General features: G+C 58.6%; 14 protein-coding genes. 11 read left to right on the top strand and 3 right to left on the bottom strand.

The annotated features are described in order from the left end of the window. The first annotated feature begins 61 nt into the window (after positions 1–61). The 7 genes from PGR6_RS10455 (at position 62) to PGR6_RS10485 (ending at position 8,034) form a co-directional block, all read left to right on the top strand. Entirely contained in the window at positions 62–1,114 is a 1,053-nt protein-coding gene (locus tag PGR6_RS10455; protein WP_064617030.1) for a Gfo/Idh/MocA family protein, read from the top strand. Positions 1,115–1,480: 366 nt separating this feature from the next. Further along, positions 1,481–2,407: a sugar ABC transporter substrate-binding protein gene (locus PGR6_RS10460; protein WP_064617031.1), complete on the top strand. Its 927-nt coding sequence runs from the start codon at positions 1,481–1,483 to the stop codon at positions 2,405–2,407. 69 nt (positions 2,408–2,476) lie between these two features. After that, positions 2,477–4,042, top strand: a complete 1,566-nt coding sequence (locus tag PGR6_RS10465; protein WP_064617032.1) for a sugar ABC transporter ATP-binding protein — start codon at positions 2,477–2,479, stop codon at positions 4,040–4,042. A gap of 57 nt (positions 4,043–4,099) precedes the next feature. Next, positions 4,100–5,122 (top strand): ABC transporter permease, encoded by a 1,023-nt coding sequence (locus PGR6_RS10470; RefSeq protein ID WP_007935962.1) that lies wholly within the window; start codon positions 4,100–4,102, stop codon positions 5,120–5,122. Positions 5,123–5,448: 326 nt separating this feature from the next. Beyond that, the gene (locus tag PGR6_RS10475) at positions 5,449–5,853 is read left to right on the top strand and encodes a TraR/DksA family transcriptional regulator (RefSeq protein WP_007935965.1); all 405 of its coding nucleotides are present in this window, start codon (positions 5,449–5,451) and stop codon (positions 5,851–5,853) included. Positions 5,854–6,485: 632 nt separating this feature from the next. Further along, the gene (locus PGR6_RS10480) at positions 6,486–7,709 is read left to right on the top strand and encodes a methyl-accepting chemotaxis protein (RefSeq protein ID WP_370741122.1); all 1,224 of its coding nucleotides are present in this window, start codon (positions 6,486–6,488) and stop codon (positions 7,707–7,709) included. A gap of 121 nt (positions 7,710–7,830) precedes the next feature. Next, positions 7,831–8,034, top strand: a complete 204-nt coding sequence (locus tag PGR6_RS10485; RefSeq protein WP_064617034.1) for a hypothetical protein — start codon at positions 7,831–7,833, stop codon at positions 8,032–8,034. A 7-nt stretch (positions 8,035–8,041) separates the two neighbouring features. On the opposite strand, the gene PGR6_RS10490 is transcribed toward PGR6_RS10485, so the two are convergent. The 3 genes from PGR6_RS10490 to PGR6_RS30365 form a co-directional block, all read right to left on the bottom strand. Beyond that, positions 8,042–8,281 carry a DUF2789 domain-containing protein gene (locus tag PGR6_RS10490; RefSeq protein WP_018928021.1) on the bottom strand — a complete coding sequence of 80 codons (240 nt, stop codon included), beginning with the start codon at positions 8,279–8,281 and terminating at the stop codon, positions 8,042–8,044. 139 nt (positions 8,282–8,420) lie between these two features. Continuing rightward, on the bottom strand, positions 8,421–8,651 hold the full coding sequence (locus tag PGR6_RS10495) for a hypothetical protein (RefSeq protein WP_018928020.1): 231 nt from the start codon (positions 8,649–8,651) through the stop codon (positions 8,421–8,423). Between the two features lie 159 nt (positions 8,652–8,810). Further along, positions 8,811–9,059 carry a hypothetical protein gene (locus PGR6_RS30365; RefSeq protein ID WP_081626538.1) on the bottom strand — a complete coding sequence of 83 codons (249 nt, stop codon included), beginning with the start codon at positions 9,057–9,059 and terminating at the stop codon, positions 8,811–8,813. Positions 9,060–9,469: 410 nt separating this feature from the next. Between PGR6_RS30365 and PGR6_RS10505 the strand changes: the two genes are divergently transcribed. The 4 genes from PGR6_RS10505 (at position 9,470) to PGR6_RS10520 (ending at position 11,880) form a co-directional block, all read left to right on the top strand. Next, a complete protein-coding gene (locus PGR6_RS10505; RefSeq protein ID WP_026286571.1) occupies positions 9,470–9,940 on the top strand; it encodes a hypothetical protein in 471 nt (156 codons plus the stop codon). After that, positions 9,940–10,143 carry a hypothetical protein gene (locus PGR6_RS10510; protein WP_007935975.1) on the top strand — a complete coding sequence of 68 codons (204 nt, stop codon included), beginning with the start codon at positions 9,940–9,942 and terminating at the stop codon, positions 10,141–10,143. The genes PGR6_RS10505 and PGR6_RS10510 overlap by 1 nt, the downstream gene beginning before the upstream one ends. Before the next feature lie 119 nt (positions 10,144–10,262). Further along, positions 10,263–11,279: an ABC transporter substrate-binding protein gene (locus PGR6_RS10515; RefSeq protein WP_064617035.1), complete on the top strand. Its 1,017-nt coding sequence runs from the start codon at positions 10,263–10,265 to the stop codon at positions 11,277–11,279. A gap of 163 nt (positions 11,280–11,442) precedes the next feature. After that, on the top strand, positions 11,443–11,880 hold the full coding sequence (locus PGR6_RS10520) for a DUF3995 domain-containing protein (protein ID WP_018928016.1): 438 nt from the start codon (positions 11,443–11,445) through the stop codon (positions 11,878–11,880). The last annotated feature ends 69 nt before the right edge of the window (positions 11,881–11,949 follow it).

An 11,949-nucleotide genomic window follows, 5' to 3' on the forward strand; every position in this document is an offset into this window, starting at 1 on the left:
TCGCTAAAAGCTTCGCGGGCAAGCCTCGCTCCTACGGATCATGTGAACACAGGAATTAATTATGCGTATCGGACTTGTCGGTTACGGCCATGGCGGCCGGTTTTTCCATGCTCCGCTGATCAGCAGCTTGCCGGCGGCGACGTTTGTGGGCGTGGTCACCCGTTCCGCCGAGCGCCGACAACTGCTGGCCACGGAACATCCCGGTGTGCCGGCCTTCGACAGCATTGGCCAACTGGTCGAAGCCGGGGTTGATGTGCTGGTGGTGTCCACGCCGCTCAAAGGTCGTCCGGCGTTGGTGCTCGACGCAATCGAACACGGGGTGGCGGTGGTCAGCGACAAGCCGTTCGCCGCCGATACGCAACAGGCGCAAACCCTGATCACCATGGCCGAGCGTCAGGGCGTGCATTTGAGCGTCTACCAGAACCGGCGCTGGGATTCGGATTTCCTCACCGTACGCAAACTCATCGAGTCCGGTGCCTTGGGCAAGGTCACCCGTTTCGAGTCGCGGATCGAACGCTACTCGCCACTGTCGGTGAACAACGGCAGCGGCGGTGGTTTCCTGCGCGATCTGGGCAGCCATCTGGTGGATCAGGCGTTGCTGTTGTTTGGCCCCGTCACCCGGGTTTACGCCGAACTGGATTACCTCGAAAAAGGCCAGACCTTCGACAACGGCTTCTTCATGTCCCTGACCCATGCCAGTGGCGTGATCTCGCACCTGAGTGGCAGTTGCCTGCAAAACACCCCCGGCCCGCGTTTTCGCGTGACCGGCACCCAGGGCTGCTACAGCGTCGACGGTCTGGACGGGCAAGAGGCGTCGGCCCTGGCCGGGCTCACACCCAAATCCGAGGGCGAGCGCTGGGGCGTCGAAGAGCATCGTCGCTGGGGATGGTTCGAACAGGGCGAGGTGCGAGAGCGGGTGCCGTCCGAGCGAGGTTGCTGGAACCAGTTCTATTTGCAGCTACAAACCGCGTTACAGAGCGGTGGCCCACTGCCGGTCGAGGCCTGTGATGCACTGGCGACCACCCGCGTGCTAGACGCTGCGCGGCTCAGTTTCGAGCGCCATCAAGTGGTGGCGTTGAGCGCATTTGAAAGCCATGGAACAAAATCAGAATAAAATTCTAAAATGAGTTGATATAGAAATTATTTTCCAATAAAGTCGTTTCCAGGTTGCCGACTATCAACGTCCGATCACGCTCAAGCAGGCCTTGAACGAGTGAAGGACGCACCAAAAACAAGAAACAAAGCCAGGTACCGTCGATGAAAACCTTCAACTCTGCTCTGCATGCTTTACGTTCCGCGCTGCACCTCTCTCGCGACCTGCCTCGCGTCTCGTTTCATTCCGTCTTTCGCTTGCTTTGCGTTGAACGCAAGGGCGCCCTGGTCTGCTGCATTCCGGGAGCGCCGATTGTCCGCTTGCCCGCTTACTGAAATCGTCACGCCTTATCCATAAAACCAACAAGAATGTGGAGAAAGACCTTTCATGAAGACCAAGATCCGTTTCGCCTCGCTCGCCTTGTCCCTGATGCTCGCCAGCGGTGCCGCACTCGCGGACATGAAGATCGGCGTCAGCATGGCGCAGTTCGATGACACCTGGCTGACCTACCTGCGCGAATCCATGGACACCAAAGCCAAGTCCTATCCCGATGGCGTCAAGCTGCAGTTCGAAGATGCGCGCAGCGACGTGGTCAGGCAGTTGAGCCAGGTAGAAAGCTTCATCAGCCAGAAGGTCGACGCCATTGTGGTCAACCCGGTGGATACCGCCGCCACCAAGAAAATTACCGAAGCGGCGGTCAAGGCCGGCATTCCGCTGGTGTACGTCAATCGTCGTCCCGACGACCTGAACCTGCCCAAAGGCGTGGTCACTGTCGCCTCCAACGATCTGGAGGCCGGTCAGATGCAGATGCAGTACCTGGCGGAAAAAATGGGCGGCAAGGGCGACATCGTGATTCTGCTCGGTGATTTGGCCAACAACTCCACCACCAACCGTACCAAGGGCGTAAAAGAGGTGCTGGCCAAGTACCCGAACATCAAGATCGAGCAAGAGCAGAGCGGCATCTGGTCGCGGGACAAGGGCATGACCCTGGTCAACGACTGGCTGACCCAGGGCCGCAAGTTCGATGCGGTCGTCTCCAACAACGACGAGATGGCGATTGGCGCGGCCATGGCCCTGCAACAGGCGGGTGTCGCCAAAGGCAGTGTGCTGATCGCCGGTGTCGACGGTACGCCCGACGGTTTGAACGCGGTGAAGAAGGGCTCTCTGCTGGTCTCGGTGTTCCAGGACGCCAAGGGGCAGGCTGATGGTTCGGTCGACACGGCGGTGAAAATGGCCAGGAACGAGCCGGTCGAACAGGCCGTGTGGGTGCCGTATCGCTTGATCACCTTGCAAAACGTTGACCAGTTCAAATAGTCCGTCCGTTCGATAACAACAATAAGCACGCAAGGTTGCGACGCGACCTTGCTGATGGAGTACCTGATCATGTTCGCTTCAGCGACTGCTTCGAGCACCCCGTTGGTGGGTATCCAGCCAACCGCAACATCTGTCGATGAGCCGTACCTGCTGGAGATCATCAACGTCAGCAAGGGTTTTCCCGGTGTGGTGGCCTTGTCCGACGTACAGCTGCGGGTGCGTCCCGGTTCCGTGCTGGCGCTGATGGGCGAAAACGGTGCCGGCAAATCCACCCTGATGAAAATCATTGCCGGCATCTACCAGCCGGATGCCGGCGAGTTGCGCCTGCGGGGCAAGCCGGTGGTCTTCGAAACGCCACTGGCCGCGCTCCAGGCCGGGATCGCGATGATTCACCAGGAACTCAACTTGATGCCGCACATGAGCATCGCCGAGAACATCTGGATCGGCCGTGAGCAGCTCAACGGCCTGCACATGATCGATCACCGCGAAATGCACCGCTGCACCGCCAAACTGCTGGAGCGGCTGCGGATCAATCTCGACCCGGAAGAGCAGGTGGGCAACCTGAGCATCGCCGAACGGCAGATGGTCGAGATCGCCAAGGCGGTGTCCTACGACTCCGACATCCTGATCATGGACGAACCGACTTCGGCCATTACCGATAAGGAAGTCGCTCACCTGTTCTCGATCATTGCCGACCTCAAGAGCCAGGGCAAAGGCATCATCTACATCACTCACAAAATGAACGAAGTGTTCAGCATCGCCGATGAAGTGGCGGTATTCCGCGACGGCGCCTACATCGGCCTGCAACGGGCCGACAGCATGGACGGCGACAGCCTGATTTCGATGATGGTCGGTCGCGAACTGAGCCAGTTGTTCCCGGTGCGCGAGAAGCCGATCGGCGATCTGTTGCTGTCGGTACGCGATCTCAAGCTGGACGGCATTTTCAAGGATGTCTCCTTCGACCTGCATGCCGGGGAGATCCTGGGCATTGCCGGGTTGATGGGCTCGGGGCGGACCAATGTCGCCGAGGCGATTTTCGGCATCACTCCGAGTGACGGTGGCGAGATCCGGCTCGACGGCGAGGTGGTGCGCATCACCGATCCGCACATGGCCATCGAGAAGGGCTTCGCGTTGTTGACCGAAGATCGCAAGCTCAGCGGCCTGTTCCCGTGCCTGTCGGTGCTGGAAAACATGGAAATGGCGGTATTGCCCCATTACGTCGGCAACGGCTTCATCCAGCAGAAAGCCCTGCGCGCGTTGTGTGAAGACATGTGCAAGAAGCTGCGGGTGAAAACGCCGTCGCTGGAGCAGTGCATCGATACCTTGTCCGGCGGCAATCAGCAGAAGGCCTTGCTGGCGCGCTGGCTGATGACCAACCCGCGAATCCTGATTCTCGACGAGCCGACCCGGGGCATCGATGTCGGCGCCAAGGCCGAGATCTACCGGCTGATCTCGTACCTGGCCAGCGAAGGCATGGCGGTGATCATGATTTCTTCGGAACTGCCGGAAGTGCTGGGCATGAGCGACCGGGTCATGGTCATGCACGAGGGCGACCTGATGGGCACCCTCGACCGCAGCGAGGCGACCCAGGAACGAGTGATGCAACTGGCCTCGGGCATGTCCGCGGTTCACTAATGGATGCTGGCGGTGGCCGTGGCCGCCGTCGACGACGCAATAGAAGGGTGAGTGGTTATGAACGCGATACTGGAAAACAAGCCTGCAATGGCACCGGTCAAGAGTCGTCGGCGCTTCCCGACCGAGCTGAGTATCTTCCTGGTACTGATCGGCATCGGCCTGGTCTTCGAGCTGTTCGGCTGGATCGTGCGGGACCAGAGCTTCCTGATGAACTCTCAGCGCCTGGTGCTGATGATCCTGCAAGTGTCGATCATCGGCCTGCTGGCAATCGGGGTAACCCAGGTCATCATCACCACCGGTATCGACCTTTCCTCGGGTTCGGTGCTGGCGCTGTCGGCGATGATTGCCGCCAGCCTAGCCCAGACCTCGGACTTTGCCCGGGCGGTGTTTCCGTCCCTGACTGACTTGCCGGTGTGGATTCCAGTGATCGCCGGGCTGGGGGTGGGATTGCTGGCGGGGGCGATCAACGGCAGCATCATTGCAATCACCGGGATTCCACCGTTCATTGCCACCCTCGGCATGATGGTCTCGGCGCGCGGTCTGGCGCGCTACTACACCGAAGGTCAGCCGGTGAGCATGCTCTCGGATTCCTACACAGCCATAGGGCACGGCGCGATGCCGGTGATCATCTTTCTGGTGGTGGCAGTGATCTTTCACATTGCCCTGCGCTACACCAAGTACGGTAAATACACCTACGCCATTGGCGGCAACATGCAGGCGGCGCGCACCTCCGGGATCAACGTCAAGCGCCATCTGGTGATCGTCTACAGCATCGCCGGGTTGCTTGCCGGCTTGGCCGGGGTGGTGGCATCGGCACGGGCCGCGACCGGGCAAGCCGGGATGGGCATGTCTTATGAATTGGACGCGATTGCCGCGGCGGTCATCGGCGGCACCAGCCTGGCCGGTGGCGTTGGGCGCATCACCGGCACCGTAATCGGGGCATTGATTCTCGGGGTCATGGCCAGCGGCTTTACCTTTGTCGGTGTTGACGCTTATATTCAAGACATTATCAAGGGGCTGATTATTGTGGTGGCGGTGGTCATCGACCAGTACCGCAACAAGCGCAAACTCAAGCGCTAAACCACGCGAAAGACGAAACTGCGCCACGCCTGACCCGCGTGGCGCAGCCGTTTGTCTTCTATATACAGCCGCTGGACTGAATTTCTTGCTATAAACGCACTCCGATAAGCGCCTCAAAGCTCGCCATAGAGCACTTTCAGGGCTTTGTCGGACAGATTTGCTGTCTTTTCAGTTGCTGAGGCCTCAAGTCGGCCTTAGACTGCCGCCCCTCGTAAATTGAGTGCCGGGTGGCGCTTGGAATAAACGGCGCCGTTCCAATGACCGCACAAGGCTCAACGGAACGCTCCCTAATTCGCCTTAATGCACGTTTTTTTATAGAGATATCAATGACAAAGGACAAGTTGCTGGCCATGCCGGCGGATGACTACATGAATGCCGAGCAACATGCTTTTTTCTCTGAGCTGTTGCAGAACATGAAAGTCGAAACCCATGAGCGCATCGAACAGAATCGCATCGCCATCGAGAGCCTGGACACCCCGGCCGATCCGGCTGACGCGGCTTCTGTCGAAGAAGAGCGCACCTGGCTGGTGAACGCGATCGATCGCGACCAGCGCATGCTGCCTCAGTTGGAACAGGCCCTGGAACGCATCAAGGAAGACAGCTTCGGCTGGTGCGATGACAGCGGCGAGCCAATTGGCCTCAAGCGCCTGCTGATCAGCCCGACCACCAAGTACTGCATCGAAGCTCAAGAACGTCACGAGCAGATCGACAAGCACCAGCGTCAGGCCTGATTCTGTGAGGCAGCCAGCTAATAACTGGCTGCCTTGAAAAGATCGCAGCCTTTGGCAGCTCCTACAGGTTTATGTGAACCCGTGCAGGAGCTGCCGAAGGCTGCGATCTTTGCTTTTCGACGTCTGCGAAAACACCCGTGCACTTCTATTGATCTGCTGCAACCCCCCACTACTAACGGACCATAGATAATGGCCTTGTGGTGGCGTTTAATGCGGATACAACAATTAGAAGATGCCTGGGGTGACAAACGATGATGCGAGACGGGTCTCTGGCTGGGGCAGTGCCCGCAGCCGTACTTTTGCCGAAAAACCAGTGGCTCACGCCGACTCTGCAAAGCATCGCCCTGATGCTCTTGCTGTGTGGCATGGCATTGGCTGGCTGGTCGCTTTACCTTGGCCTGCCATTGGCTGTGCTGATTATCTGGCTGCCGCGCCTGCGCTCGCGCACGCTGCCGCAGGCAACCCCGGCTGACAACGCCAGCGCCATCGCCGGTTTGACTCGCGATCTTTCCTACACCACCAGTCATAACGCCTTGTCGGCCGCCGGCGTGGCCTTTTCGGTCAAGCAGCTGGCCGACAAGCTGCAATCGCAACTCGGCGCCGCAGCACAGATTGTCAGCAGCGCTGAAGTGATGATCGCCACCGAACAGGCTACCTCGACACTCAGCCGGGAAGCCTTGAGCGCGGCGAGCGAAGCCCATCAGAGCAGTGCGGCAGGGCGTACGGAACTGATCGAGTCCATCGCGCGCATGCATCAACTCAGTCAGCGTGCCAGCAACAGCCGCGAGTTGATCGAAGCCCTGAGCCTGCGCAGTGACGATATCCAGCGGGTCACGCTGGTGATCCAGTCCATCGCCAGCCAGACCAATCTGTTGGCGTTGAACGCAGCCATCGAAGCGGCGCGGGCCGGGGAACACGGTCGCGGGTTTGCGGTGGTGGCCGATGAGGTTCGTGGCCTGGCCGCGCGCACGGCGACGGCGACCGGCGAAGTCGGGGAGATGGTCGCTGACATTCAACAACGCACGGCGCAAGTGGTGGAGCAGATTCGTCAGTTGGCCAGCGACCTCAATACTGGCGTTGCGCAGGTCGAGCACACGGGGCAGCACCTGGAAAACATCGCGCGCCTGGCGGCCGGTGTTGAAAGGCAGGTCGGGGAAATCGCTCTGGGCGCGGACACTAATCGCGAACAACTCGACAGCCTGTTCCACGCCATCGAACAAATGCGCAGCGACCTGGCGATCAGTGACCAGCAAACCCAGCGCCTGGCCCAGGCGGCGGTGCAAATGGAAGGGCAGGCCGAAACCATCAGTGAACGTCTCGCCGAAGTCGGGCTGGATGACTATCATCAGCGGATTTACGACCTGGCCCGCGAAGGGGCGAGTCAGATTGCGGCGCGTTTCGAGGCGGATATCGACCAGGGCCGGATCAGCCTCGACGACCTGTTTGATCGCAATTATCAGACGATCCCCAACACCAGCCCGACCAAATACCAGACCCGCTTCGACCGTTACACCGATCAGGTCTTGCCGGCGATTCAGGAACCGTTGCTGCCGCGTCACGAAGGCCTGGTATTCGCCATTGCCTGCACGCAGCAGGGGTATGTCCCGACCCACAACACGGTGTTCAGCCAGCCACTGACCGGCGACGTGCAGGTCGATACCCTGCAAAACCGCACCAAGCGCAAGTTCGCCGACCGCACCGGGATTCGCTGTGGCAGCCACCAGCAGGCCGTACTGTTGCAGACCTACACCCGCGACACCGGTGAACTGATGCACGACCTCTCGGTGCCGATCATGCTCAAGGGGCGCCACTGGGGTGGATTGCGGTTGGGCTACAAACCGGAAAAGCCTCGCTGATAGCCTGGCAATTGTTACCGCATATGCAACGAAGCTATGCAACGCCGTTGCTGTTTCCTCGAGGATGAACTCATTAACATGCCTGCATAGTTAGGTCGCTAATGAAATTCGAGAGGTCAGCATGCAAAGCAAAGTCGATGTCGCGGTCATGATTGGCAGCGGCGTGCCCGCCAGTTTGCGAGCGATGGGGCAGAGCGTCTGTTGGGTGGTGCTGCTCAACGGTGAGCGCCGGGGGACGGTGTTCTCCAGTCGTAATGAAGCCGAGGAGTGCAGGGCTGCCTGGTTGGCACAATTGAACGTCGAAATGCCCGACAGCCTGCATTGAGCCTCAGCTAGTGAATCTGGTGCATGCGCAGGTTCAGGTCGTCGACCACGTGCGCCCAATCGGCGTCTTCACGCAGTTGTTCCTTGAGGAAGCCGGCTTGTTGCGGAGTCCAGAACTCGGCATCGATGAGTTTCTTGTCATCGGGCAACGGTGAATGCAGGGCAATGAAATCGTCGATGGCCTTTTCGCTGGAGTCCAGGCCGAGCTGGTCGAACAAGCCTTTCAAGTCATGTGTGGGTGAATCCATCTTCATCTCCTTGCAGATAATCAATCGCCTCGGGCGTGAGGTCTGAGGTGCGGCTTCATTGCATCTGAGGGGGCCGCGCGCCAGGGAGTTCGATAACGATGTTCAAAGCAGGGATGAGCATAGACTGTAAACCCGATGGTCAGCCCTTCAACGCACCCTCATCGACGGCAAGCTTCAGGGCTTTGGCGGACTCCTGGGCGGCAATCGTCGCGACTTCCGCAGTCTTGAACCAGCGATCCTTTTCGACCTGGTGATACGACACCGTGGTCAACGGTGGTTTGGCGCGCATGATAATGACTGCCTGGAATTCACCGTCGACCTCTCTGGCTTCGCCCCGGATAAAAAATTCACCGATATCAAATTCCGTCACGTAGCAGTCTTCCCTTTGAAATATTATGTTGTATTGAGCGCCGTCCACCCTGGAGACGGGTTTCATGGGGCGGGCAGTATGGCAGTAGTTGCCTGCCGGCGGCTGAGTTAAGTCGCCGGCGTGACGAAACGTCTATAAATGTGAATGCCGCAAGATGAGTCAGTTGCGAGACTCGAGCGAGCGGGCAAGGGCGCAGGCTTCGTTATGGTCGGCGCGGAAACCTCTGACACGTCCGGTGGATATTTCCCTGATGTGGAAAAAGGCGTTGCCGGCCAATACCACCTGAAAACGCGGGAGCAGATGCGCCTCAGGGAGGAAATCCTGCTGGCGGAGTACTATCGATTGCAGAAGTGACGAGCCGTTTGTGTGGTGTGTGTGAGGCTGGGCGAAGTGAGTCAGTGTGCACATATGAAGTCCTTTTCGTGGTTTTACCGACGTGCGTACGTTGTTTTGGGTAGTCTCGGTGAGCATGGCTGCTCTAGAATCGCTCTCACTGGTTGGCGATTGCTGCCCATCTAAAGCAATTTTTTACTGGCGATATGTCAGAAAAGTGCTTTTTTTAAAGAGATTTTTCCCTAAAGTTGGTGATCCGGTTTTTCTGGCCGTCAGAAGGGCGTTTTCCTTCAACCTCTGACGACCGCCAGGCAAGACGACGCGGGGGATGTTCCAGTAATCTTCCCAAACCTCGCGATGAATGAGCCCTCTGCTCGTTCCAGGATTACGACCCGGGTCATTTGGCTAAACCTCGGCATTGCCGCTTTTTTCTGCTGTGCGCGTTTCCTGCGTGCGGCATCATTTTCAGATGTGGGGATGTTTCCTTGGCAGTAAGTAATCTCGATATGCATGCTTTGTTCGTACTGGGTGATTTGCGCGCAAAGCTGGTTAAACAGTTTCAGTCACGTTTCGTCTACATCACCGAACAGAACGCTGAAGGCATTTACATTGCCGAGATCGACACCGAAGCCGCGCTGGTGGTAGACGACAAGCCCGGGCTGAAACTCAAGGTCGGCGATCATTTCAGCGCTTCCGTATTGCCCAGCCGCGAAGGCGGAAAACTGGATATCAAGTTCCGCGAAATCAAATTGACGGTGTACGGACTGGGGGATTACGCGTTCGTGACCACCGCAGACGGCCACGGCATTGTGTTCAAGGAAGGTCATAGCGTGGTGATGGTGTTTGCGGCCCACCAACAATTGCAGGAAGGCCTGACCAAGACACTGAAAGCCGTGACTGCCAAGGCCGCCAAGTGGCGCAAAGGCGAACTGGTGACCTTCAAGGCCAGCGAGTAATGACCCAGACCCGCGCCGATTTCCATGAACAGAACCAGGCCAGTGCACACGCCGAGGCCCAGCGCCTGTTGGCTGAAAAGGCCGTTCTGCAGGGAGCCTGGCTGAGTTGGGTAGCGTCACAGATTTATATGTTGCGCCCGGCGGCGTACGCCAGCATGGTCAGAAGAGAGCTTGCGCGCTTGCAGGAACCTTCCGAAAAATAATCCTCGCCCCTCGAAAGCAGAAACCTCTACTACAGTCAGTTGACTGAGTATTCAGAGGCTTGTGGTCTTCTTTGTCAGGCCATCCTGCTATTGCTGTGAACAGCACGAGGTGCAAGAGCATGAAGGGATTACGACGGTTACTGGCCGCTACCCTGGCCACGTTCGGCTTGTTGGTTTCACCCGTTCCGGTATTCGCTGCCCAGGCACCGATTCACTTTGCCGACCTGAATTGGGAAAGTGGCAGCCTGATCACCGAGATTCTGCGGATCATCGTCGAGCAGGGCTACGGCTTGCCGACCGATACCTTGCCCGGAACGACCATTACCCTGGAAACCGCCTTGGCCAACAATGACATTCAGGTCATTGGCGAAGAGTGGGCGGGCCGCAGTCCGGTCTGGGTCAAGGCTGAGGCCGAGGGCAAAGTCGCGAGCCTGGGCGATACGGTCAAGGGCGCCACCGAGGGCTGGTGGGTGCCGGAATACGTGATCAAGGGCGACCCGGCCAAGGGCATCAAGCCGCTGGCGCCGGGGCTGCGCAGTGTCAGTGATCTGCCGCGCTACAAGGATGTGTTCAAAGACCCGGAAACCCCGAGCAAGGGGCGCTTCCTGAACAGCCCGATCGGCTGGACGTCGGAGGTGGTCAACAAGCAGAAGCTCAAGGCCTATGGGCTGAACGACAGCTACGTGAACTTTCGCAGTGGTTCGGGGGCGGCGTTGGACGCGGAGATCAGTTCGTCGATTCGTCGCGGCAAACCAGTCCTGTTCTATTACTGGTCGCCGACGCCATTGCTCGGCCGTTTCAAGCTGATTCAACTGCAAGAGCCGCCATTCGACGCCGAAGCCTGGAAAACCCTGACCGAGGCTGACAACCCCAATCCGAAACCGACTCGCTCACTGCCCTCGAAGCTGTCCATCGGCGTGTCCGCGCCGTTCCAGAAACAGTACCCGCAGCTCACCGAGTTCTTCAGCAAGGTCGATTTACCGATCGAAGCGTTGAACAAGGCCCTGGCGGAGATGAGTGAAAAACACACTCCGCCACGTCAAGCGGCCGAGGCGTTCATGAAGGCGAACCCGCAGGTGTGGCAGGCCTGGGTGCCCAAGGATGTGGCGGATAAAGTCGCTGCCCAGCTGAAATAAACTGCTCGGGTGTACATGAAACTCGTAGAAGCCTGCGATCTTTTGATTTTGCCGTTGGAAGCAAAGTCAAAAGATTGCAGGCTTCGCCAGCTTGTGCCGGGCGCTTTTAAAATCGCGCAAGGAAGTTCATTCTGCTGCAACATTTCACACGGGACGTCTGAATATGAGCCTTTTGGTCGCGCAATGGATTGCTGCAATCTTTCTGGTCATCAGCCTGATCCACCTGTATTGGGCGGCGGGTGGCAAGTGGGGTAGCGAGGCGGTGGTACCGAGCGTACCCGGGGAGGACGGTGAGGCATCAAGGCCGGCGTTCAAGCCATCGGGCTTTGGCACGCTGCTGGTGGCGGTGGGTTTGCTGCTGATTGCGATGCTGGTGTGCCTGCGGGTCGGACTGTATCTGCCCACGGTGCATCACTGGTCGTTGCAATGGGTAATTAGCGCGATTGCTCTGCTGATGTTCGCTCGGGCGATCGGCGATTCGAATCTGGTGGGGTTCTTCAAGCAGGTCAAGGATTCGAAGTTTGCCCGGCTCGACACTTGGGCGTATTCGCCGTTGTGCTTGGTGTTGGGGGCCGGGTTGCTGGCAGTGGCCTGGATCTGAGGGGGGGCGGTCAATCGCTTTCGCGAGCAAGCCCGCGAAGAGATCCCGCCAATCAACACAAGTCCCTGA

Source organism: Pseudomonas sp. GR 6-02 (assembly GCF_001655615.1).
Taxonomy (GTDB): domain Bacteria; phylum Pseudomonadota; class Gammaproteobacteria; order Pseudomonadales; family Pseudomonadaceae; genus Aquipseudomonas.

What these genes read in the sequence shown, in the direction of transcription:
- PGR6_RS10455 (WP_064617030.1), top strand. Translation starts at nt 62, where the DNA reads ATGCGTATCGGACTTGTCGGTTACGGCCATGGCGGCCGGTTTTTCCAT.
- PGR6_RS10460 (WP_064617031.1), top strand. Translation starts at nt 1,481, where the DNA reads ATGAAGACCAAGATCCGTTTCGCCTCGCTCGCCTTGTCCCTGATGCTC.
- PGR6_RS10465 (WP_064617032.1), top strand. Translation starts at nt 2,477, where the DNA reads ATGTTCGCTTCAGCGACTGCTTCGAGCACCCCGTTGGTGGGTATCCAG.
- PGR6_RS10470 (WP_007935962.1), top strand. Translation starts at nt 4,100, where the DNA reads ATGAACGCGATACTGGAAAACAAGCCTGCAATGGCACCGGTCAAGAGT.
- PGR6_RS10475 (WP_007935965.1), top strand. Translation starts at nt 5,449, where the DNA reads ATGACAAAGGACAAGTTGCTGGCCATGCCGGCGGATGACTACATGAAT.
- PGR6_RS10480 (WP_370741122.1), top strand. Translation starts at nt 6,486, where the DNA reads ATGATCGCCACCGAACAGGCTACCTCGACACTCAGCCGGGAAGCCTTG.
- PGR6_RS10485 (WP_064617034.1), top strand. Translation starts at nt 7,831, where the DNA reads ATGCAAAGCAAAGTCGATGTCGCGGTCATGATTGGCAGCGGCGTGCCC.
- PGR6_RS10490 (WP_018928021.1), bottom strand. Translation starts at nt 8,281, where the DNA reads ATGGATTCACCCACACATGACTTGAAAGGCTTGTTCGACCAGCTCGGC.
- PGR6_RS30365 (WP_081626538.1), bottom strand. Translation starts at nt 9,059, where the DNA reads ATGTGCACACTGACTCACTTCGCCCAGCCTCACACACACCACACAAAC.
- PGR6_RS10510 (WP_007935975.1), top strand. Translation starts at nt 9,940, where the DNA reads ATGACCCAGACCCGCGCCGATTTCCATGAACAGAACCAGGCCAGTGCA.
- PGR6_RS10515 (WP_064617035.1), top strand. Translation starts at nt 10,263, where the DNA reads ATGAAGGGATTACGACGGTTACTGGCCGCTACCCTGGCCACGTTCGGC.
- PGR6_RS10520 (WP_018928016.1), top strand. Translation starts at nt 11,443, where the DNA reads ATGAGCCTTTTGGTCGCGCAATGGATTGCTGCAATCTTTCTGGTCATC.